Origin of the sequence: Bacillus cihuensis, assembly GCF_000504145.1 — a bacterium.
Lineage (GTDB): Bacteria > Bacillota > Bacilli > Bacillales > DSM-1321 > Peribacillus > Peribacillus huizhouensis.
On the sequence record NZ_KI632495.1, the window covers coordinates 969933 to 992366 of the forward strand.

Below are 22434 nucleotides of genomic sequence, written 5' to 3' on the forward strand. Positions count from 1 at the left end.
AATCATTTCATGTTTATGAACAATTATTAAAGGTAGCAAAAAAACGACCACTGTATATTCTTATACTTTTCTAAGGAAATTTTAACCTTCTTTTTCTTTTTCTATAAATTCCATTAGTTATGATAAAAATAAAAATAAAAAAATCATGGAGGTCTTAAAACCATGCAATTCATAACAAAACTAATAACCGGTGCCATCATCATAGGTGGGATTGGAGCAAGCGCTTATGCGATGACAAGTAATAAACCTACTACCCTACAGACAAATGAAACTTCACCAAAAAGCGTAATATCACAAAAGATTACTGAACAAAAAGCAAATCAACTTGCACTGATAGAAACAAAAGGTGGGATTGTAACGAATACTCATTTAGACGAAGATAACGAGGTAAAAAAATACGAAGTGATTATCATAAAACAAAATAAAAAATTTGAAATTGATATTGATGCCTTAACAGGAAAAGTTTTAGAAGTTGATCAAAACATTTTAGGAAAAAGCGATCTAAAGATTGAGGTAAATGAACTTCAAAACGTTTCGACAAATATATCTTTAATAGATGCAAAACAAATAGCTTTAAATAAAGTAAGAGGGACGATAACTGAGTCTGATTTAGATTACTATAACAATCGAATAGTCTACAAATTCGAAATAAGCACTGCCGATCATCGTGAATCTGAAGTGATTATAGATGCAAATAGTGGACAAGTAGTTAAAGTGGAAGAATACAAATAAAGTGAAACTTCAAACAGGGCGGTTTTCTTCATCCCCCACTGTTTGTTAGTCCCGTTCTAGAGTCGCTAATATCTCCGAGCAGCGTAGATAAATCGACTCTACGAACCCGAATCAATGAATCACAGACTAGTGCGCCGCGTCCTGCGGCAACGGCTGTGTGACCCACATCCTGTGGGCGCAAATTTTACCTCTGCTCACGCATCGGTAAGTTTCACTGTATCTCACCAATCGAGCTTTTACTTCAAAAAGTGAGGCGACGATGTAGGAACGTCTCCTAAGATCGCTCACGTCCTGTGAGCAACAGAGACTCCATCACATCTTGTGATAGTCCGACAAGTATAAGATGGAATACGGTGTGGCGTAGTTTGCCACAGAGTATTGCAGCTTATGACCTCGAGGGGCTAGGAGCCGCAACTAGATTAGGCAGTTGTCCCCCACCTATGCTTCTTCGAATTCCTCTAAGCCTTGAGTCGGGGCCTTACTGCCCGTTAATGCGGGACAACTAGTTTGCTCAAGGGTAATTCAAATGATAAGTAAACACAATTAATTATCATTTTGACTTAGTAAGTTGAATCTAATCAAAAGGTAATAAAATAAATGAAAATACATCCATGTAGTAGCAGGCAGAATCGAAAATTTTAAAGAATTTAGCAAGTTCAAAACCGTAAAAGAATTTAATAACAAGATCGAAATGTTCTTAGCTGATCATAAAAAAGATTTTACTAAAGGCGAATTAGTAGCGTTCAAACGCTTAGCCCGATGCTCTGTTAAATATGTTGGGGTTGCTAATGCAAAGATTGGTACTCTATTAAGAGCCATCAATGAAAAAATCAGTCATTAAAACAGGAATTAATACCTTAAAATAAACTAATTCTAGACATTATTCCTCTTTTTAAAAACCGTAAAACACACCGCAACAAAGATAGATCTCAAAGAGTGCTCAATGTCTGTTTCATTTGCGGTTTTACTTTGTTAAATCCCTGTTTGTATACGGGTTCGGATACTACGTGGACATAGCCGAGGTCTTCTGGTACTCTAAAGTTGTCGCCGGCCTAGAGTGAAGATGGATGAAGTAACAGGTAGGTTTATGTAAAAATGAAGTGATTATTTGAGGAATAAATTAGGAAATATAGATATATATGAAATGATTAAAAAATACGAATGATGTAAGATTGATAGGATGCTGTTCGCTAATTTATTTGTAGTGTTTTTTAGTTTCGAAGGCAGATCCGAAGGGTTCCGAAAGGGGGAAAAAAATGAAGAAAGCAATGCCTATATTTATGTGTATTTTATTATTAGTTGGGTGTGGATCGGGTGAAATAACTAATAGTAGTTCTGAAACTCCGGAAGATGAACGAAATAAAGTAGCAATATTAAACGATGTTCCACAGCAATTAAAGGAAGTGGACCAAGATAAATTGGATACAGCTATTCAATATTGGAGTCAATCTTATTTAGATTTATTGGATTCAACCTTTTTTGAAAAGAAAAATCGTGAATCTTTTCAACTAACGTCTCATCTCCTCTATCGTCCTGGTGATCAGTTTGAAATTGATGCTGATTCTTTACCGCGAGATGGTAGATTTGAAGTTAAATTTTTCAAATTTATAGAAGCCGAAAAAAAATTCGAAACAATCCTAGAAGAAACAGTTGATAGAAATAATACTGATTTCCTCATCGAAATCCCAGAACAAGAAAATATCACTTATTATCTTGAACAAATTGCATTAAATAGTAAAAATGAAGTTCTCAAGCAAGAATATCATCGTATTTTTGTCCCATACAATGAGGTAAATGCAAGAATCGATATTGATAAGACCTTGTATTCTTCTGGAGAAACTATGAAGATTACCTTAAAAAATTTGGGTACAGTTGAATTAGGAACTGGGTATGGAGTCCAGTTTGAGAAATGGGACGGCGAGCGCTGGGATCAATATGAATTTAAACAAATTGTAACGGCGCAGTTAATTATTTTAAGGACAGGACAATCTTTTTCCGAGGATGTTCAACTTAAAGAATTTGAAAAAGGAACCTATCGTGTTACTGAAGGGTTACCAGATGATCATAAAATTTCTGTAGCCTTTACATTGGATTAAATAGATTAACATAGGGTGTCCCAAAAGTTATACTTTTGGGGCACCTTCTGTTTGTTCTTAATGGGGTAGCGTCAGGAAAAAGCCATATATAACTAGTTGTAAATGGCTTTTTTGAACTAGAACCTTGTTAGAAACATTCGTTTGATAGATAACCTCTTACTAATTCCATACGGAACCTAATTATTGGACGGATGTAATTAATCATTAGAAGGCTTAAACACCTTTAGAACTGTTTATAATTCCGTTAATAACGCCTTTTTACAGGTGATAAATACAATCCAGAAAATCACTGAAATGCAACCACCCTATTAAATAAAGTTCACAACGCTTCGCTTTTGCAACCTCAATTTATAAGGAAGAACAAGGCCCTAAACACAACGTTCAGGATAAAGAGTATACTACCGTCACACTCAAAGCGTTGGCACGCTTGAGTTTGACTAGAATACCGGTTATGTTAAATCATACTACTATGGTGTTCAATCCCTTTGTTGGCAATGGTAGAACGAGAATACTCTAAGGTTCCAAACTTCCGATCCCGACCTCATTTACCATAACAACACTCTAATCTACAAATGCAACAACCAAACCCCAAAATAGCATAATACCCAAAATAAATAACAACCAAAAAACAAATCCATTTATGTCTTTGAAATAGTGCCTAATCAAAAACACCAAAGATATTCCAGCGATTTTAACAATAGAACTACTTATCCCGCCAAAAACATCAGATAACATTACACTATCCATAGCCCCCATTATTAAGCAACTCAAAGCAAAAAGGGATAAAAAACAAACAATCATTCTTGTCATAGTTAGCCTCCAGCAGTATCTATAAAGAAAAATCCTTTAATGTTTCATCGATTTCGTCTTGTGTAATCCCGATATAACGTTTGGTGATCGACGGTGCGGAGTGGTTAAAGATATTCTGCATGAATGCCAGATCTTTGGTTCTCCGATAATACGCATATCCGAATGTCTTGCGCATGGTATGGGTGCCAATGGCCATCCCGTCCTAGCACGTCTCTGGCCTTCACAAGCGCCCTGTATGCTTGCGTGGGCGTAATAGGTCGTATACCCCCTTCCGACTTGCAAACAAGTACACTCCGTCTCTCATCTGGGCTGTATTATCTTCGATTTCTTCCCGTAGCTTCACTGGCAACATAAATCGCTTCGTTTTATTCGTCTTTTACTCCCGAATCACCACATCACTTTTATCTCGTACATCGCCAACGGTCAACGGAACAATATCACTGACTCTAAGTCCCGTATTAATGCCAAAGACAAACAAAAAATAGTCCCGTTCGGATCCATAGCGCCGTAGCGCCCATTTCATATCCTCGATTTCTTTGTTTGTTCGCAACGGCTGCACGTTCTTTTCTTTCATGATTTTCCTCCGATATCATACATTTAACGTATGTATTAATAGTTTATCAATGTACCCAGTGATATCAATGAAATGAATGTACGAAAATATCTAAAATCATACATTCAGAAAGATCCTTTCTTCAACTAACCGACAGGTTAGTTGAAGAAATAATTGGGTGTTTATGGTAAAGTTGCTTTGTGATGGGGTGAGAATGTTGAATAAATCTAATGGAAATCAACAATTAAAAAATACAAAGAGGGAAATATTCTTGAAAGTTAAATTTATTTATATTCTTTTTCTATTTATTTTAACAGCTTGTACAACACCTACTCAAACTCCTATATCTGATGAAGTAGCATTTGTTGGGAAAGGGGACTATTGGAGTGCAAAATACATATTTAACCCTGATTTATATAATGAAAAACATATAAATTGGGTTGAATTAAAATATATCGGTGAGGAGCCTTTTCAATTAGACCTACGAGATATTGACATAAAGTTTAAAAGTACAGATGGTACTCTAACAGGTAATTTAGGAGAAATGAAAACAAAGGTGGAAAAAAATACTATATCATTTTTGGTTGGCACTATTAATATGGAAACTTACAAAGAGGATAAATACGAATTAACTATAAGCACGAATGATAAAAAGGATGTTATAAAATTAATGTTAAAAGATTGAAGGTGATGAATTTCAGCTAACGGATGCTTAATGAAAGAAAAATTTGCATAAAACATCCCTTTTTTATGCAGCTATCAGGCTTCTTCAGAAGCCGAAAATGTTGATTCATCAACAAACTATAAAATCATGTATAAACGATAAAAATGGACCATTCGGAACCCCTTGAGTACCAAGGGGTTTTTTAGTTCGGAAGTTCCGAAAATTTACTGTATAAATTATACATAGTTTTTTTATGATATGATTCTTAGAAAATAGGGCATTACCTCTGCTTATTATCACTTATATGGGGGCTATATATGGAATTTGTATATGAATTACACGGTCAATGCTGGGCAGTGGCTATATTGAGATTAATGAAAAAAAATGTGAGTTTGTCTGTAGTTATTTAAGTACTGGTATAAGTGAGTTGATAGAACGACTAAAACAACTTATAACGGACGATCAAGACATTAATCCAAACCCTATGTATTGGGAAGAAGAACCCAATGGAACTTACTGGACAGTAAAGAATGTTGATCAGGATCAATTGTTGGTTCAAATTGAATATGGAGATGTGTTTGAAGATAAACAAGAATTATTACTCCAGGAAACCGTTTTATTAAAAGATTTTGTGAAAATAATATTATCCGTAACTACTAAATTGCTACGACATCACGGTATCGTGGGTTATCGTCAGAGCTGGGGACATGAATTCCCATTTGCTGATTATTTACAATTAATAACTTTTTTTGAGGATAATCCTATAACTGTTGAACAAATTGATGTGGAAGGATACAAAGACTACGCAGATCACTACACAACTGTACTTTCAACGGAATTGAAGCTATTAGGGAATCTATAGAGATAAATTCGATCTGAAGTTTTAACTTCCGAGATTGGATTTTATGGCAATAAAAAGAGGATGAGTACTTTTTAGATACTCATCCCTTTTCATTTCCTATAATTGACTTTATGTTAACTAGGTTTGTATATGGTATTCATTCGATTCTTTGGGATCTTCTTCAACTAACAATGCAGGTTACTTGTATAAAGAATACTGTTTTGAGGAATATAAAATATATATTTTTCTTGTTTAAGGAGTTAATATGACACTGTTATTGCAATCCCTCGGATTTGGTATTTTATTTGGATTAGTTATGTTACTTGCAAATCATGATAAGCCGAGTAAACTTTTGATTTTACTTAAATACTTTTTAATAGGTACTGGCGGATACTTTTTGTATCATTGGATTATGAATCGTCTATTCAGCTAAACAGGAGCTTTAATTCAATAAAAAGCTAAAAGGATCTTCAAATCGAAGATCCTTTTGGTATTGCCGATAAGGGTGATTATGTAAACTCATCTTAAAATAAATTAAAAGGAGTTTTTTAATCTAGCTTATTAAGCTACGGGCAGGTTAGTGCAAGAAGGCTTTTAGACCGATATAATAGGCTAACAATACTATTAGGGGTCGAATGATATGGAAACTTTTATTTTGTTTTATAAAATACATCATAGTAATGTTAAACCAATTGATTATATTAATTGGGCTTTGAAGATGTTGGAAAGTGATCGTTCATCTTGTTCTTTGAATATCCTTTCTTCTCTAGGAGAACCTCTCAATATCTTTGAGGTGGAACATTATTTTAGAAAGGCTTTAAATGAGTTAGATATACAGGAACCATCATATAAAGAGTGTGCAGAATTTTACATTCAGCATTTATCAAAAAAGATAATAAAAGATGAAAATAATGCCATTGATATAGCTTATCAAATTTATGTCGTAGCTCGTGACCTAGATTATCCCGAAGATCTAGAAGAATGGTGCAATATTAGCGAAATGATAGATGATTTTAGATATGGAGATAATCAATCAAAATTAAGTAAGGTCTCCTTAATTGTAACTATCGTTAAAGAAGCAAAGAATCATATAAGAAGACACAGTAAGTGAAGGTTCTTCTTTCACAACGGGTGCTTCAACAACGTGACCACCAAATTGGTGGTCTTTTGAATGTACGAAAATAACGAAAATCATACATTCAAAGAAGATCGGGTTTTCAATGTACTGAAATAAAAAAGAGCTTCCAACCCAAGGTGGAAGCCTTCCTGCAATGTCCCCTTCGTTTTACTTCATCCAAAAAACTTTGATAGAAACCCTTTCTTCTCTTTCTTTTGACTGCTCAGTTGAGCCTGACAACCTAACGATTCTCAAATTGGATCACCTTATGAAGGTGGCGGTACGGAGGTGAATTTGCAAAGCCCCCGCCCCTTTACACAGAAAAGTCCTAATATTGCCACCGACTTTTAATCATTTAATACGCGGCTATGAATTCAACAATACTAATTTCTGACTAAAATATAGATTATTGAATATATTCTTATACTTGATTCGTCCTAATATGACCTCATCATTTCAATTGTATAGTTCGCCTTTCAATTCGAATTTTTGGACATCCGAGGTACTATGTATAGCAAGAGTTGGTTTATTTAAAGATATAACTTTTTAAGAATTGTGAAAGTACTTTTTATTCTTGTCCCTTTCTAAAGAAGTAAATAATTTAGCATTTATTAACCATAAAAAATGGTCGAACTATTTATGTCCTTTCGGATGAACAGTTCGACCATTTATTCTTTTTGATTATCCTCCAATTCTTTAAGGATTTCTGCATTGTGCTCTCTATAATTTTTGCACGCATCCTTGAAACAAGAAATCTTTACCCCTTTAGGAAGCTCATCTTTATATTTTTCATAACAATAGCATTTATCCATGAATGACAACCTTTCTGTACAGCCTCTAGTTGCATACGATGGCGAGCCATATTTTTTATAGAATTAGAACATTAATAAAATTCTACTTTGAATTATTATCCCAACTTTTAATAAAAAGGATGTTATATAATATCTTCTGTGACATAATTTATTTTCCAGCCATTTTTCTGGTGCACAACTTCAACTGACAGCTGCCCCGCTCTTTCATTTTTGCCAACGGAAAAAAACTCATATACGAAAATACCATTATCAGAATTAATCTCATGCTCTTTCAATTTCAGGTAATCTTTAGAACGAATGAAGTCGAATTTCAAATATTCCCCATTATCAAATATAATACCAGTTGGCTCGATACGAACATCTTCTGCCACTCTTTTCTTCAACTCGACTAAATCCTTCGTTTCGATTGCTTTCATAAAATGAAAAACATTTTCATTAATACTAGAAGCAGTTTGTTGATTCTTTTCAAGCATTGATAGATTTTCCTCTAATTCCGCTATTTTATCTTTTAATTGTAAGTTTTCATCTATGATCTTCATTTCCTGAAGATTTGCATCTTCCGTGCTGCTGACAGAAAAATAACTGCAGGAACTTAACAATATGATCGTGCTACATAAACCAACCAATATCGTATTTCTTGACACGAACATTCACCCCTACAATAATTTTGTATCTCTATATTATTAAACGTATTCAAGACCAAAAAAGTTTCAAATTTTTAATAAATTTTATTATTTCCCCTAAATTTCGTTCACTTTTACAAAAATTTGCTGGAATTGATGATTAATAACAAAGATTTGGAGATAAATTCACAGTTTAACTGAAAACATTTCTCCACGACTGTAATACATGGTATACTTTTATAGATATTGTCATTGGAGGTATGTAAGTAAATGATTACTGTTAATAATGTCGGCTTGCGCTATGGTGACCGTAAGTTATTTGATGAAGTTAATATAAAGTTCAACCCGGGCAACTGTTACGGTCTGATTGGGGCAAACGGAGCTGGAAAATCTACATTTCTAAAAATCCTTTCTGGTGAAATAGAAGCTCAAACAGGCGACGTTCACATGGGTCCAGGTGAACGCCTTGCTATTTTGAAACAAAACCATTTTGAATTTGAAGAACATGAAGTACTTAAAGTAGTAATTATGGGGCATGAAAAATTGTACCAAGTGATGCAAGAAAAAGATGCCATCTACATGAAAGAAAATTTCACAGACGAAGACGGCATGAAAGCAGCTGAACTCGAAGGCGAATTCGCTGATATGAATGGATGGGAAGCAGAATCTGAAGCGGCTATCCTTCTTAAAGGTCTAGGAATTGGTGAAGATCTTCACACAAAGAAAATGGCCGAATTATCAGGTGGAGATAAAGTAAAAGTATTACTTGCTCAAGCCCTATTCGGTAAACCCGATGTTCTTCTTCTAGATGAGCCTACCAACCACCTTGACTTAAAAGCAATTAAATGGTTAGAAGAATTCTTAATCAATTTTGAAAACACGGTCATTGTTGTTTCACATGATCGTTACTTCCTAAATAAAGTTTGTACTCATATCGCTGATCTTGATTTTGGCAAAATCAAAGTATACGTTGGTAACTATGATTTCTGGTATGAATCAAGTCAACTTGCACTTAAAATGGCTCAAGATGCAAACAAGAAAAAAGAAGAAAAAATTAAAGAATTACAAGCATTCGTTGCAAGATTTAGTGCTAATGCTTCGAAATCAAGCCAAGCAACTTCTCGTAAAAAATTGCTTGATAAAATTACTTTAGATGATATTCAGCCGTCATCCCGTCGTTATCCATATGTCGCGTTCACGCCGGAAAGAGAAATCGGCAATGATTTATTACGTGTGGAAGGCATCTCGAAAACAATTGACGGTGTTAAAGTACTAGATAATGTGAGCTTCATCATGAACAAAGATGATAAAATTGCTTTAGTTGGTAAAGACGAAATTGCTAAAACAACACTGTTTAAAATTTTAGCAGGCGAAATGGAACCAGATAGTGGTTCATTCAAATGGGGAGTTACTACTTCTCAAGCCTATTTCCCGAAAGACAACGCTGAATATTTTGAAGGTATTGATACTACATTAGTCGATTGGTTACGTCAATACTCACCAAACGATCAAACAGAAAACTTCCTACGTGGTTTCTTAGGTAGAATGCTATTCTCTGGTGAAGAGGTATTAAAGAAACCTAGTGTTCTTTCTGGTGGAGAAAAGGTGCGCTGCATGTTATCAAAAATGATGTTAAGTGGTTCAAATGTCCTTATGCTTGATGAACCAACATCCCACCTTGACTTAGAATCAATCACTGCTTTGAATAATGGTCTTATTAACTTTAAAGGCTCATTGATTTTTGCATCACACGATCATCAATTTACTCAAACGATTGCTAACCGTATTATTGAAATTACTCCAAATGGAACGGTAGATAAACAAGTAACTTATGATGAATATCTTGAAAATAGTGAACTTCAAAAACAAATTGCAGCGATGTATTAAGTAGTTTCATCCGAGGGTGACTCAATATGAGTCACCTTTTCTTTTTATGCTTAAAGCTTAGAACCCTATATTCTTAATTTAATCTATTCTTGATATAATCATGGCACACTATATTCTGACGAGGTAATTGTTAAAATGTAGAAATTTCTTCTCTATTATCCCCTTTAATTCTTCAATTATTCTACCGAGGTTTATGTTAGGGCTGTTTAGGCATAATGGAATTAAGGAGTGATGATTCATGAACGTATACGAAACTAAAGAATTTTTTGAAGAAGCTGGCCTTTTGTTTTTGTTTGAAAAATTCCAATATCAGTTTTATGTCACAAACTTACTCGGTAAATCAAACCCAGAAATATTACAGAGTTTTTTAAATTGCTATGAATTCAAAGAAAATGAACCAATTTTTTTTGACGAATTTGCTTTTCATTTTAGAATTTTTCAAAATATCTCCGTTAATAATAATTGGATTCATTGATAAAACGATATACTTTTGATATAAAATCCATCATACTAAACCCATGAAATAGTACTTTATTTGAATGGTGTGTTTACGTATGAATAAACGAATTAAAAAGCTGAAAAAAAGACGATTTGTAAAAATAAAGGAATTCATCGGAGAGTTAATCGGAGAAGGGATATTTTATTTACTTATTCAAATGATAAGTTTACCTTTCCGCGCTTTCTGGTGGGTATTAACGAAGATATTTGACCAATTTGATTGGAATTGATTCTTTAAAAGCAAATTTAAAGATTAAGACCCCGTAACTAAATAATTTGTATAGAATACGAGGTCTACTTGAAAATTCTCCTCATTTCGAGATCAATATACCGGATACCCCCCGTATGGATACTGGTAGGGATATGGATATGGATATGGACTAGGTCTAACACCATATCCGCCAAAGCTTCCACCTAATAACGCTCCTGCCGCAAGTCCTCCGAGCAAACCACCAGCTAACCCACTGCCAAAACCGCCAAAGCCAAAACCACCGAATCCGCCGGGTATTCCCCCAAATCCTGAACGACCACCATATATGGGACCTCTTAGATCATAACCATGAACATAATAAGGAAATTCTTGATTATTCATTATAATCCTCCTCGTTTTTTTCTTGATACCTATTCCTATTAGGTGTATGTTTCATCAAAATATTTGCATAGGCATTCATCTTTGGTTTTAAAATAACGGTACAAATCTGCTTATTTTGTGAAAAGAGGTAGCTTCGCACCTCATGGCTTCGAAGATGGTTGATTTTTTCCTTTAAAATACAAAGAGCCTGACCGCGAAACTCTAAAAACAGTAACAAAACACTATTTACTGTTTTTAGAGTTTGAGATCAGACCCTTTTAACATTCTATTAAGCCATTATTTTTCTTTTGTGTCTTTACTTACTGCCATTGTTAAGTTTGATTCAACGAGTTCAGTTTCTGCATGATTTCGGTCTATATAAGTATTTCTTTTACCAGCGAAACTTTCGAGTAAATCTTTCACATCAATTCCAGATGAAGCCTTAAGTGATTCCTGTAAAGTTGACATAAGGTTAGTTGCATAGCTAGTTACTTTGTTGGCGCCGCTGTTAGGGCCGTTACTGCCTGTGTCTACTACCGTAATCTTATCAATATTGCCTAATGGAGCTGCCACTTGTTTTGCATATTCAGGTAACATTTTCAGAATCATGTCCATAACAGCCGCTTGACCGAATTGTTCGAATGCTTCGGCGATTTTTTGTTTTGCCTCTGCTTCTGCCACCCCTTTTAATCGAATAATTTCAGCTTCAGTCGTTCCTTGGGCTTTCTGTGCTTCCGCTTTTGCCAGTCCATCAACTCTAATTTTTTCTGCTTCTGCTTTCGCCATTGCTTCAACACGGTATTTATTCGCATCTGTCTCAGCTATATCTTTCATTTTATTTGCTGAAGCGGCTTGCTCAACTGCATAGCGATCTGCATCTGCTTTTTTCTTTACTTCTGAATCATATTGTTTTTCACGACGCAGAATCTCTTTCTCCTCTAGTTCTATTAACTTTTGTCGTTCAATGATTTTAATTTGCATTTCCTGTTCCGTTACTTCTTGTTTCGAACGAGCCGTCTCCAAATCGTATGCTTGGTCAGCTCGGGCTTTGGCAATATCTTGTTCTCTGCGGAATTCTGCAATTTTCAATTTATTAATTTTTTCTGCTTCAGCAATTTCTGTTGCACGTTCTAGTTCTGCTTGCTGTGCTTCTTTCGATGCTTCAGCACGCTTAATTCTTGTTTCTTTATCTGCTTCAGCTGTAGCAATATCAGCATCACGTTTTACTTGAGCAATACGTGGTTTTCCAAGAGAGTCCAGATAACCGTTTTTATCACGAACGTCTTTAATCGTGAATGATACAATCACCAATCCCATTTTTGCAAGATCCTGTGAAGCAACCCGCTGAACTTCTTGTGAAAATTTTTCACGATTTTTATAAATTTCTTCTACTGTCATTGAACCAAGGATGGATCGCAAATGTCCTTCAAGCACTTCACGCGCCTCTTGTTCGCGGTCTTCCTTCGCTTTTCCTAAGAACTGTTCGGCAGCTGTGGCAATCTCATTGATAGTGCTGCCAATCTTTATGATGGAAACACCATCTGCCATTACTGGAACACCTTGCTCTGTGTAAACTTCTGGTGTGGAAACTTCTAATTTACTAGATAACAAGCTTAGCGGTTCTGCTTGTTGAAAAACAGGGAGTACGAATGCACCGCCGCCACGGACGATTTTAATTTTATTGCCCGATTCATCTGTGTGTACATTTCTACTTCCTAAATAACTTCCTGTAATAATTAAAGCCTCATCAGGCCCAGCAGTTCGGTATTTCGTAATAAAGACCCCAATAAGTGCTAATAATAAAACAACAACTACACCAATAATCCATAAATAATCAAGCATTCTAAGTATCCTCCTATTTAATTTCTAACTGTTGTTGTGACATAACATGTAATACGCCATTTTTCGCTTCAATCACTAATACAATCGATGCTTCTGAAATTGCTTTATTATCAAAGCTGACTGCCGGCTTAGCAATTGAGCCGCTCGCGCCTTCTATCAGTACTTCTCCATAACCATCGACTGGAATGGATGTTAGCACTTTTCCAGTTCTCCCCTTCAAATCCGATTCAGAAATGACTAATGATTCTTCTGCAGAAGACAATGGTATTAGAATGAAAATATTCAACATACTGACAATCAGGAACGCAATGAAGCCAGATATTACTGCAGATAAACCACTATGCAAAGTGGTTACCTTTTCAAAAAGATAACCTGAAGCACCGAAAACGGTGAGAAATGCGAGGATTAATACCGGATTTAAGTAATCGGGAGCTTCCATACCGGAAAGGATATCATTGAATAAAATTAATAATATGGTCAATGTACCAGAAATAATTAAGGTATATAAGTAGATCGTTTCAAGTGATAATCCAAATAACTCCATTGTCCTCATCCCTTTTATCTCGATTTTTAATTCTGGCTATACCTTTCATTTACATAGAAAATAAACACTCCTTTCTTATTTTTTTGTTGCTTACCTACTATACGGATTTGTTTTGCTTTGGTTTCGTTTTTTTGAAAATATTTGAATTCATGTTTGTATTCACTCTTTCGATAAGTTGTTAGTAATTAATAGATTGACAGTTAACATTTTTATGATTAAAATCATATTGTAAACCTGATTATTTTTTAAGTTAACAAAGGAGTGGAAGTCTTGCGCACAAATAGTCAAACTCGGTTAATAAATTTAATTATTATTGCTTTATTCTCTGCAATCATTGGAATTTTCTCACAAGTTATGATTCCAATTCCCCCTGTTCCGTTTACAGGGCAAACATTAGCTGTTGGCTTAGCAGCAACAATATTAGGAGCAAAAAGAGGAACTTATTCTGTACTTCTTTACTTATTACTCGGAGCAGTTGGCATACCTGTGTTTGCAGAAATGACAAGTGGTATCTCACGAATAGTTGGGCCAACTGGCGGCTATTTAATTGGTTTTATTCCAGCGGCTTTTTTCGTTGGCTTTTATCTTGAAAAAACGAAATTCACTGTGTTTCACGCAATAATTGCAAACATCATTTCTATGTTCTTTCCATTACTCATTGGTACAGCCTGGCTTAAAGTCGCAGCATCGTTGTCATGGACAGCTGCATTTGTTGGAGGTTTTTTCCCTTTCATCCTTGTCGGTATTGCCAAAGCCATCCTGGCTGGCTGGTTAGGAATTCTACTTCGTTCCAGATTAGAGTCAGCCAAAGTACTTCCTAAGAGCACTACAGCTTGATTATCAATAAACAAAAAAAGGAACAGCGCCGCTGCTCCTTTTTGTTTATTTTTTATTCTTAAATTCTTTTTTTGTACCATCATCAAAATGAACGTCTAATTCAAAATCCTGATATTTTTCATCAAGGTTAAACACTTGAAGTACTTCTTTAATGACTTCATTATCTGATGTATCTTTTGTAAAAGTTAGTTGATCAAATTTAGTGTTTAATTGTACCATCGCGTCGTCACCATAAATATTCTTCCCATTGATTTCATCTTCAATAGACGCTTCCATATCACCTAATGTGTCAAAATCAACACTAAACTCTTTATCGTTCGCATACTCCACATTAAGTTCAAATTCCTTAAATTTAGCTTTAGAAGCTAATTCTGTGTCCTGAATTTGACCCTGATCTACATTAGATTGTCCACTGGTTTGTCCGCCCTTTTCTTCCGCAGGGGGATTATCAACCACGTTTTTGTTTCCACAAGCAGCCAGCATAAATAAGGCTGCAAATGATACAAATAATACTTGTAATGACTTTTTCACAAAATTGGACCTCCTTATCCTTATTAGTTTATATATTTCCCTTTTAAAGAAATTTAAACCTTGTAAAAGAAATCTTCAAACTAAAATCACCAAGTTATTTATATCGTTGATTATTGTGTTTAATTCAATATCTCCCTAGTTGAAAATCAATATGGTTGACTCGTTACAAAATCTGAATTGGAAGTATATACAGTAATACAGCAAAAAAATGTGCAGCAGATCCGCCTAATACAAATAAATGCCATACTGCGTGATGGAATGGAAACCCCCGCCACACGTAGAATACGGCTCCGACTGTGTAAAGTAAACCACCTATCAGTAATAAATGGACACCCGTTGCAGGCAAAGTTGCTGAAATGGGTCCCCAAGCGATGACAATCATCCATCCCATTGCGATATACAAAAGGGTCGAGAGAAATAGAAATTTTTTCACAAAGAATGCTTTAAAAACAGTCCCTACTATAGCTACTGCCCAGACGATACTAAGAAGAGTCCAACCAAGCGTACCATGGACAGCAATAAGCATAATCGGCGTATATGTTCCTGCAATGAAAAAATAGATTGCTGAGTGATCGAAAATCTCAAAAACATCTTTCGCTTTTCCTTCTGGAAAACTATGTACCAAAGTTGAAGCTATAAACAAGGTGAGCATCGAAATACCATAAATTGTAGCAGCTGTCACATGCCAGGCATTTCCTTGCTGTGCTGAAAAAATGATTAAGAATACTAAAGCGGCAATACTAAGCAATACACCAATACCGTGTGTAATTGCATTGGCAACTTCTTCTTTCTTTGTATAAACATGAGTATTAGCCATTCATTCAGCTCCAATTTCCTGGTCATTATTCCCTATTATTAGAAATAACGACCTTTTTTTATTCGCTCCACCTATTATACTCCACTTCATTGTAGAATAAAAAAAAAAGGAGTGAAGGCATGTCTATCTCCTTCATCCTTTTTTTCATAAGTTTAAATAGCAAAATGATGCCCACCGATTATTTTCGTCACTTTTAGCGTTCTCATCCATTTACTGTCTGAGATGCTCGGATTATAAAAATATAATTGATCATACGTATAACCCTGAATCGCGAGTGCTTCATTAACAGCTTTTTTCGAATCTTCGTCAGCAGGTTGACGGATACTACCGTCATCTACCGGTGAAAACTGGTTGTTCTGATAAATGACTTTAGAAATCGTATCCGGAAAAGCATCATCATGAACCCTGTTCAAAACAACAGCAGCTACTGCAACCTTACCTTCATATGGCTCACCCTTCGCTTCCGCATGAACTAATCTGCTTAACAACTCTTTATCACGATCACTTATAATAGTAGGTATGATAAATGTTTCGCCGGGAATAACGACATTATTGTCATTATCATTAACTTCTTTTAACTTTTCAATTGGCACACCATACTGCTTTGCGATGTCCCAAATCGTTTCGCCTTGTTTAGCAATATGTTGTTTCTCTGCAGCATATACCACAGATGTATTGACAGGTAATTTATACCCAATTGATATTAAACTAAAAGTGATGATACATATCACGATACTTAAAAGTTTCATCCTGTAACCTCCTTGTTAAGCACTTCACAAGGATAACAAGTATTCAAGCCTTTTTCAGTGTTCAATTTTTGCCAAGGAAATCAAGGTAAAAAATAGATATTCCATGGATTGCTTAATTAAATTGCCGCTACAGTGTACCATATCAGTGTTTATACGAACATTATCTTTACCTTACATAATTTAGCCATTGAATAACATGGAAGCATTGCATGAACTTACATTAGAATTAATTTCACTTTATGGTATTTATTATAAAATAAACGAATACATTTTTCGCCTTACTCAATTAGATGAATTTTATTCAAGCTGTTTTATTACAAGTTCATTCATTCTAATTTAGGGAATTTCTATAATTATGTTTTATTGCTCTTTAACTCAGGATAGAAACTCTCTTTCTTAAAAGTAAATTCATGTTTATCATATATAAAGGCTGTTTTCACATACTTTGTTGCTTTTCAATCATTTTTCCACTAATAACCCGGGTTGATTTCCGTTGCAGAGGCGGTCTCAGAAGCCTCCTCAGTGCTTTGCACTTGCGGGGGTCTCCCTCAACACGCTTTTCCCGCAGGAGTCTCGCACCTGTAACGAAGATCAACATCTGTTCGAATTGGTTTCTTGCTAAAAACAACATTCTTTACGAAAAGAGCCGATATAAAAGATGACCCCTGAAGTGTTAAACTGAACACCATCGGTCATCTTTTAAAATTTGTTATACCGTTTTCTTTTTCCAAAGTCCAAGAATAATTCCAGTGACTAACGAGCCGATTAAGATCGCTAATATATAGAATAATGGGTGATTGACAAGAGGAACAACAAAAATTCCACCATGTGGAGCTGGCAAAGTTACCTTAAATAACATCGATAATCCCCCAGCTGTTGCTGCACCTATTACGCTACTTATAATCACACGTATCGGATCAGCTGCTGCAAATGGAATGGCTCCCTCTGTAATGAAGGATGCTCCCATGAAAATATTCGTAAACCCTGATTTCTTTTCTGTATCAGAAAATTTATGTTTAAACAGGATTGTTGCAAGGGCAATTCCGAGCGGAGGAACCATACCACCTGCCATAACTGCTGCGTGTGGACCAAAGCTTTGCGCTTCAATTGCCGCTATTCCAAATGTAAAGGCAGCTTTATTAATAGGACCGCCCATATCAATTGCCATCATTCCACCTAGCAATATACCAAGTAAGACTGCATTCGTACCTGACAAGCTTTGTAGCCAATTCGTAAGACCGCTGTTAATTGCTGAAACTGGCCCGTTTATAACAAACATCATAATAAGTCCAGTAATTAATATACCAAACACAGGATAAAGTAATACAGGTTTAATCCCTTCCAATGTTACTGGGAGAGTATTAAATAATTTTTTCAAGCCTAACACTACATAAGCAGCAAGGAACCCGGCAATCAAACCACCTAAAAATCCAGCACCTGCTTCTGCTGCTAAGTAACCACCGACAATACCAGGTGCAAATCCAGGTCGATCAGCAATACTGCTCGCGATGAAACCCGCAAGTATTGGCACTAGAAAGAAGAAGGCTCCTCCTCCACCAATATCACTTAAAGCCTTTGCAATCGGATTATAGCTTGGATCAGCAGGGTCATTTGCATGAATACCAAACATAAAGGATAGGGCAATCAGAATACCACCGCCAACTACGAACGGAAGCATGTTGCTGACACCACTCATTAAATGTTTATAAATTCCATTCCCCACTTTTTCTTTGCTTTCCGTCTTACTATTATCACCTTGATAAACAGGTGCGTCGCCATTTAATGCTCGCGTTATCAATTCGTCCGGTTTGCGTACTCCTTGTGCAACAGGTACAATTACTACTTTTTTACCCGCGAATCGATTCATTTCAACTTGTTTATCCGCTGCAACAATAATCGCATCCGCCTCTTCAATTTCTGCGGCTGTTAAGCCATTTTTAATCCCTGTCGAACCATTCGTTTCAACTTTGATATCAACACCCATTTCTTTCGCTTTTGCTTTAAGTGCATCGGCAGCCATATATGTGTGTGCAATACCAGTTGGACAAGCGGTAACGGCCAAGATTTTTTTATTTCCTGAAGAAGAAACCGGTTCATTTTTTTCTGCTTCTTCAGCCTCTGCGTTTTCTTGTTCTTTTTTGTCGATCAATGAAATGATCTCAGCTTCTGATGTAGCAGCTAGTAATTGGTCACGAAAGCTAGCATCCATTAACAAAGAAGACAATCTTGATAAGGTTTCCAAATGAGCATTGTTCGCTCCTTCACTTGCAGCTATCATAAAGAGTAAATGCGCCGGCATACCATCAAGTGATTCATAATCCACGCCTTGTGATGAGCGAGCAAACGCAATGCTCGGTGTTTTGACTGCTGCTGTTTTTGCATGAGGAATAGCTATTCCTTCCCCAATCCCCGTTGTACTTTGTTCTTCACGAGCTATTATGGCTTTTTTATATGCTACTTTATCATTCAAACGTTCAGCACTTGATAATTTTTCAATTAATTCATCAACGGCATCTAACTTCGTTGTTGCTTTTAAATCAATAATCACTGTCTCTTTTTTTAGTAAATCGGTGATTTTCATCCATTTATCCCCCTGTAATCTCACTAACTTCAATCTGTGGTACTAAACGTTCGATATCGGCTTTTTGACAAAGGTCAGCTGAAAACGCAGTCGCACTTCCTGAAGCAATACTAAATTTAAATGCTTCAAGTAGATTCCCTGTTTTTTTATACGTCCCTACAAAGCCTGCTACTAGCGAGTCACCCGCTCCAACTGAATTCACTACGGTTCCTTTTGGAACATTTGCTGTATAGATTTTGTCAGATGTGCATAAGACTGCACCATCACCTGCCATGGAAACAATCACATTTTTCGCACCTAATGCTACAAGCTTCTTACCGTATGTAGCAGCATCCTTGAGCGTATAAATCTCCGTATCAAAAATCTCTCCCAGCTCATGATGGTTCGGTTTAATAAATAACGGTTTATATTTCAGCACATTCAATAATGAAGGTCCGCTTGTATCAACAATTACGTCTATCCCTTTATGTTCACATTCCATTGAAACCGTTTCATAAAAGTCGACAGGCATATTGGGAGCTACATTACCCGCTAAGATAATCGTATCCCCCTTTTTTAATTGTTTGATTTTCTCCAAAATTTGTTCATATTTAATACTAGAAATATTCGGTCCCAAGCCATTGATCTCTGTCTCACTATCACTTTTCAATTTAACATTGATCCTTGTATCCTCTGCAACCTCAATGAAGTCCGTCTGAATTTGTTCATCCTTTAAAAAGTCACGAATGAATGAACCGGTAAATCCTCCCAAAAAACCAAGAGCAATTGAATCCACATTGATTCTTTTTAGAACACGAGAAACATTTATTCCTTTACCTCCAGGAAATTTTGAATCTTGCTTTGTTCGATTTAATTGATTTAATTTGAACTGATCAACTTCCACTATATAATCGATGGAAGGATTAAGTGTTACTGTATATATCATGTAGTCACAACCTTTACATTTGAATGTTTTTGTAATGAAAGTACCGCTTCTTCATCATTTACATCAGTTATGATCGTAGCCTCTTCAATGGCTGCAACTTTAGCAAATGTTGTTTCATAAAGTTTAGAACTATCTGCAAGAACATAAGATTTATTCGATAATTGAATCGCTCTCATTTTTAACAGAGCTTCATCAGGATCCGGTGTTGTCAATCCATAATCGGGATGAATCCCATTCATTCCTAAAAAACATTTATCAAACCGATAATCAGATAGAAACTGAACTGCTTGACTTCCCACAATTGCATTCGTTGCTACTTTCAATTTTCCTCCGACTAGAAATGTTTTTATATCAGCCTCCATTAACAATGGAATATGCATAAGTCCATTTGTGAGAACAGTCACGTTCTTTTCCTTAATAAAAGGGATCATTTCAAATACAGTCGTTCCGGCATCAAGATAAACACAGTCATCGTTGTCAATATAAGAAGCAGCTAATCTGCCAATTTGCTGTTTTTCTAAATGATTCGCATACCTTTTTTCATTTAATGAAGGTTCTATTCCTTTTTGCTTTAATAATGCTGCGCCACCATGTACTCGTTTTAACGCTTTCATTTCTTCTAATTGAACTAAATCACGTCTAATCGTTGATTCAGAAGCTTGGAGCTGCTCAACAAGGTCTTGAAGCTTAATTGTTCCTTGCTCTTTTAGCAAAGCTAAAATCAATTGATGCCTCTCAGTTGTTAACATAGTAATTACCTCCCTTGTTATAGTTGTATAATAAATGATTTTTCGTAAAATTTCAATCAAAATCATTCAAAATCATTCATATTATTATATTTATTTTCAAAATCATTCATTTTCATGGAAGATTACCGTAAGATTTTAAAAAAATCAAAGGCTGTTTTCACATACTTTGTTGCTTTTCAATCATTTTTACACTAATAACCCGGGTTGATTTCCGTTGTAGAGGCGGTCTCAGAAGCCTCCTCAGTGCTTTGCACTTGCGGGGTCTCCCTCAACACGCTTTTCCCGCAGGAGTCTCGCACCTGTAACGAAGATCAACATCTGTTCGAATTGGTTTCTTGCTAAAAACAACATTCTTTACGAAAAGAGCCAAATCAAAAAAAATCCCCGATCAGATAAAAATCTGATCGGGGATTTTTGCATCAACCTTGTAGTAATAGTTGTTCTGGATCTTCAAGTAATTCCTTAACAGTTACCAAGAATCCTACAGCTTCTTTTCCATCGACGATGCGGTGATCATAAGAAAGTGCTAAATACATCATTGGTCTGTTTTCAAAATTATCATTATCAATCGCTACAGGTCTTACTTGGATTTTGTGCATTCCAAGAATTCCGACTTGTGGTGCATTAAGAATTGGAGTAGACAGCAATGATCCAAATGTTCCGCCGTTTGTAATTGTGAACGTTCCACCTGAAAGATCTGAAAGCGCTAATTTATTGTTTCTTGCTTTAACAGCGAGATCGCTAATTGATTGTTCGATTTCAGCAAAACTTTTTCGATCTGCATCACGTACGACCGGTACAACTAAGCCTTCATCAGTCGATACAGCAACACCAATGTCATAGAATTTTTTCTTAAGAATTTCGTTCCCATTAATTTCTGCATTAAGTAAAGGATATTTCTTAAGAGCGCCAATTACTGCCTTTGTAAAGAATGACATGAAACCAAGCTTCACATCATTTTGTTTTACGAATGCATCTTTATGACGTTTCCGTAAATCCATAACAGCTGTCATGTCAACTTCGTTAAAAGTTGTCAACATGGCTGCTTCGTGCTGTACTTCTACTAAACGTTTCGCAATCGTTTGACGACGACGAGACATTTTCACGACTTCTACTCGATCATCACTTTCTGTGTGCGTTATTGTTGCAGATTTTGCTGGTACCGGCTCTTGGACACTTTTTTGTACCGGTGCATTCGCAGCTACTACATCTTGGATTCTTACTCGGCCAAGAGGATCAACAGCTGGGACTTGAGATAAATCAATCCCTTTTTCACGTGCAAGTTTGCGTGCTGCAGGTGAAGCAATCGTTCTTTGACTACCATTCTCAACTTGAGTAGTAGGTTCAGATTTAACTTCTTCTGCCTTTACTTCCTCTACAACAGGTGCTTCTGCTTTAGGTTTAGCCACTTCACCTGCTCCGCCTTCATTAACTACAGCAATAGCTTGTCCGACTTGAACGGTATCCCCTTCTGCTGCTAGTAATTCTGATAATGTACCATCATAATCGGAGATGATTTCAACATTTACTTTATCTGTTTCAAGTTCTAATAAATACTCTCCCTTTTCAACCGTTTCCCCTGGTTGTTTTAACCATTGTGCAATCGTTCCTTCTGAAATTGATTCTGCTAGTTCAGGCACTTTTACTTCAGCCAT

22 protein-coding genes and 1 pseudogene are annotated in these 22434 nt (G+C 35.9%); 10 read left to right on the plus strand and 13 right to left on the minus strand.

All coding sequences use genetic code 11. From position 1 onward, the window contains the following. Positions 1-162 precede the first annotated feature (162 nt). Positions 163-732, plus strand: a complete 570-nt coding sequence (locus V179_RS0110525) for a PepSY domain-containing protein (protein ID WP_028391406.1) — start codon at positions 163-165, stop codon at positions 730-732. Between the two features lie 1256 nt (positions 733-1988). After that, complete coding sequence (locus tag V179_RS0110530) at positions 1989-2828, plus strand: immunoglobulin-like domain-containing protein (protein WP_028391407.1); 840 nt, start codon at positions 1989-1991, stop codon at positions 2826-2828. Between the two features lie 561 nt (positions 2829-3389). Here V179_RS0110530 and V179_RS0110535 read toward each other — a convergent pair. Together V179_RS0110535 and V179_RS27770 are read right to left on the minus strand one after the other, a co-directional pair. Further along, entirely contained in the window at positions 3390-3638 is a 249-nt protein-coding gene (locus V179_RS0110535; RefSeq protein ID WP_028391408.1) for a hypothetical protein, read from the minus strand. Between the two features lie 19 nt (positions 3639-3657). Beyond that, positions 3658-4212: pseudogene (locus V179_RS27770) on the minus strand (tyrosine-type recombinase/integrase). 196 nt (positions 4213-4408) lie between these two features. Here V179_RS27770 and V179_RS0110545 point away from each other — a divergent pair. The 4 genes from V179_RS0110545 to V179_RS0110560 all read left to right on the plus strand — a co-directional run bounded on the left by V179_RS0110545 (position 4409) and on the right by V179_RS0110560 (position 6807). Next, on the plus strand, positions 4409-4876 hold the full coding sequence (locus V179_RS0110545; protein ID WP_152534723.1) for a hypothetical protein: 468 nt from the start codon (positions 4409-4411) through the stop codon (positions 4874-4876). Between the two features lie 406 nt (positions 4877-5282). Beyond that, entirely contained in the window at positions 5283-5717 is a 435-nt protein-coding gene (locus tag V179_RS0110550) for a hypothetical protein (RefSeq protein WP_152534724.1), read from the plus strand. 244 nt (positions 5718-5961) lie between these two features. After that, complete coding sequence (locus tag V179_RS31025) at positions 5962-6129, plus strand: hypothetical protein (RefSeq protein ID WP_154664001.1); 168 nt, start codon at positions 5962-5964, stop codon at positions 6127-6129. A 207-nt stretch (positions 6130-6336) separates the two neighbouring features. Next, entirely contained in the window at positions 6337-6807 is a 471-nt protein-coding gene (locus V179_RS0110560; protein ID WP_028391412.1) for a hypothetical protein, read from the plus strand. Between the two features lie 940 nt (positions 6808-7747). Here V179_RS0110560 and V179_RS0110570 read toward each other — a convergent pair. Beyond that, positions 7748-8269 (minus strand): hypothetical protein, encoded by a 522-nt coding sequence (locus tag V179_RS0110570; protein WP_028391413.1) that lies wholly within the window; start codon positions 8267-8269, stop codon positions 7748-7750. A 249-nt stretch (positions 8270-8518) separates the two neighbouring features. On the opposite strand from V179_RS0110570, the gene V179_RS0110575 reads away from it, so the two are divergent. The 3 genes from V179_RS0110575 (at position 8519) to V179_RS31030 (ending at position 10863) form a co-directional block, all read left to right on the plus strand. Then, positions 8519-10135, plus strand: coding sequence for an ABC-F family ATP-binding cassette domain-containing protein (locus V179_RS0110575; protein ID WP_028391414.1), 1617 nt, complete (start codon positions 8519-8521; stop codon positions 10133-10135). Positions 10136-10373: 238 nt separating this feature from the next. Further along, complete coding sequence (locus V179_RS0110580) at positions 10374-10610, plus strand: hypothetical protein (protein ID WP_028391415.1); 237 nt, start codon at positions 10374-10376, stop codon at positions 10608-10610. 79 nt (positions 10611-10689) lie between these two features. Next, entirely contained in the window at positions 10690-10863 is a 174-nt protein-coding gene (locus V179_RS31030; RefSeq protein ID WP_154664002.1) for a hypothetical protein, read from the plus strand. Positions 10864-10955: 92 nt separating this feature from the next. Here the strand turns inward: V179_RS31030 and V179_RS0110590 are convergent, their stop codons facing one another. The 3 genes from V179_RS0110590 to V179_RS0110600 form a co-directional block, all read right to left on the minus strand. After that, positions 10956-11225, minus strand: coding sequence for a hypothetical protein (locus V179_RS0110590; protein ID WP_034301011.1), 270 nt, complete (start codon positions 11223-11225; stop codon positions 10956-10958). A gap of 276 nt (positions 11226-11501) precedes the next feature. After that, positions 11502-13046 carry a flotillin family protein gene (locus tag V179_RS0110595; RefSeq protein WP_028391417.1) on the minus strand — a complete coding sequence of 515 codons (1545 nt, stop codon included), beginning with the start codon at positions 13044-13046 and terminating at the stop codon, positions 11502-11504. Between the two features lie 13 nt (positions 13047-13059). Continuing rightward, positions 13060-13590, minus strand: coding sequence for an NfeD family protein (locus V179_RS0110600; RefSeq protein ID WP_028391418.1), 531 nt, complete (start codon positions 13588-13590; stop codon positions 13060-13062). Positions 13591-13860: 270 nt separating this feature from the next. Here V179_RS0110600 and V179_RS0110605 point away from each other — a divergent pair, with 270 nt between their 5' ends. Then, positions 13861-14427: a biotin transporter BioY gene (locus tag V179_RS0110605; RefSeq protein WP_028391419.1), complete on the plus strand. Its 567-nt coding sequence runs from the start codon at positions 13861-13863 to the stop codon at positions 14425-14427. A 45-nt stretch (positions 14428-14472) separates the two neighbouring features. Here V179_RS0110605 and V179_RS29110 read toward each other — a convergent pair whose 3' ends face one another. From V179_RS29110 to odhB, 7 genes are all read right to left on the minus strand, one after another. Next, on the minus strand, positions 14473-14958 hold the full coding sequence (locus V179_RS29110; RefSeq protein WP_051404928.1) for a YusW family protein: 486 nt from the start codon (positions 14956-14958) through the stop codon (positions 14473-14475). Between the two features lie 163 nt (positions 14959-15121). Continuing rightward, positions 15122-15775 (minus strand): PAQR family membrane homeostasis protein TrhA, encoded by a 654-nt coding sequence (gene trhA, locus V179_RS0110615; RefSeq protein ID WP_028391420.1) that lies wholly within the window; start codon positions 15773-15775, stop codon positions 15122-15124. Between the two features lie 152 nt (positions 15776-15927). After that, the gene (locus V179_RS0110620; RefSeq protein WP_028391421.1) at positions 15928-16524 is read right to left on the minus strand and encodes a cell wall hydrolase; all 597 of its coding nucleotides are present in this window, start codon (positions 16522-16524) and stop codon (positions 15928-15930) included. A gap of 709 nt (positions 16525-17233) precedes the next feature. Next, on the minus strand, positions 17234-19105 hold the full coding sequence (locus V179_RS0110630) for a PTS fructose transporter subunit IIABC (RefSeq protein ID WP_028391423.1): 1872 nt from the start codon (positions 19103-19105) through the stop codon (positions 17234-17236). 4 nt (positions 19106-19109) lie between these two features. Then, positions 19110-20030: a 1-phosphofructokinase gene (pfkB, locus tag V179_RS0110635; protein WP_028391424.1), complete on the minus strand. Its 921-nt coding sequence runs from the start codon at positions 20028-20030 to the stop codon at positions 19110-19112. After that, positions 20027-20779: a DeoR/GlpR family DNA-binding transcription regulator gene (locus V179_RS0110640; RefSeq protein ID WP_028391425.1), complete on the minus strand. Its 753-nt coding sequence runs from the start codon at positions 20777-20779 to the stop codon at positions 20027-20029. Before V179_RS0110640 ends, pfkB begins: the two co-directional genes overlap by 4 nt. 419 nt (positions 20780-21198) lie before the next feature. Continuing rightward, the gene (gene odhB, locus V179_RS0110645) at positions 21199-22434 is read right to left on the minus strand and encodes a 2-oxoglutarate dehydrogenase complex dihydrolipoyllysine-residue succinyltransferase (protein ID WP_028391426.1); all 1236 of its coding nucleotides are present in this window, start codon (positions 22432-22434) and stop codon (positions 21199-21201) included.

Bases quoted from the DNA above. Each gene is read 5' to 3' on its own strand.
- V179_RS0110525 (WP_028391406.1), top strand. From the start codon at position 163: ATGCAATTCATAACAAAACTAATAACCGGTGCCATCATCATAGGTGGG.
- V179_RS0110530 (WP_028391407.1), top strand. From the start codon at position 1,989: ATGAAGAAAGCAATGCCTATATTTATGTGTATTTTATTATTAGTTGGG.
- V179_RS0110535 (WP_028391408.1), bottom strand. From the start codon at position 3,638: ATGACAAGAATGATTGTTTGTTTTTTATCCCTTTTTGCTTTGAGTTGC.
- V179_RS31025 (WP_154664001.1), top strand. From the start codon at position 5,962: ATGACACTGTTATTGCAATCCCTCGGATTTGGTATTTTATTTGGATTA.
- V179_RS0110560 (WP_028391412.1), top strand. From the start codon at position 6,337: ATGGAAACTTTTATTTTGTTTTATAAAATACATCATAGTAATGTTAAA.
- V179_RS0110575 (WP_028391414.1), top strand. From the start codon at position 8,519: ATGATTACTGTTAATAATGTCGGCTTGCGCTATGGTGACCGTAAGTTA.
- V179_RS0110580 (WP_028391415.1), top strand. From the start codon at position 10,374: ATGAACGTATACGAAACTAAAGAATTTTTTGAAGAAGCTGGCCTTTTG.
- V179_RS31030 (WP_154664002.1), top strand. From the start codon at position 10,690: ATGAATAAACGAATTAAAAAGCTGAAAAAAAGACGATTTGTAAAAATA.
- V179_RS0110590 (WP_034301011.1), bottom strand. From the start codon at position 11,225: ATGAATAATCAAGAATTTCCTTATTATGTTCATGGTTATGATCTAAGA.
- V179_RS0110595 (WP_028391417.1), bottom strand. From the start codon at position 13,046: ATGCTTGATTATTTATGGATTATTGGTGTAGTTGTTGTTTTATTATTA.
- V179_RS0110600 (WP_028391418.1), bottom strand. From the start codon at position 13,590: ATGGAGTTATTTGGATTATCACTTGAAACGATCTACTTATATACCTTA.
- trhA (WP_028391420.1), bottom strand. From the start codon at position 15,775: ATGGCTAATACTCATGTTTATACAAAGAAAGAAGAAGTTGCCAATGCA.
- V179_RS0110620 (WP_028391421.1), bottom strand. From the start codon at position 16,524: ATGAAACTTTTAAGTATCGTGATATGTATCATCACTTTTAGTTTAATA.
- V179_RS0110630 (WP_028391423.1), bottom strand. From the start codon at position 19,105: ATGAAAATCACCGATTTACTAAAAAAAGAGACAGTGATTATTGATTTA.
- pfkB (WP_028391424.1), bottom strand. From the start codon at position 20,030: ATGATATATACAGTAACACTTAATCCTTCCATCGATTATATAGTGGAA.
- V179_RS0110640 (WP_028391425.1), bottom strand. From the start codon at position 20,779: ATGTTAACAACTGAGAGGCATCAATTGATTTTAGCTTTGCTAAAAGAG.
- odhB (WP_028391426.1), bottom strand. From the start codon at position 22,434: ATGGCTGAAGTAAAAGTGCCTGAACTAGCAGAATCAATTTCAGAAGGA.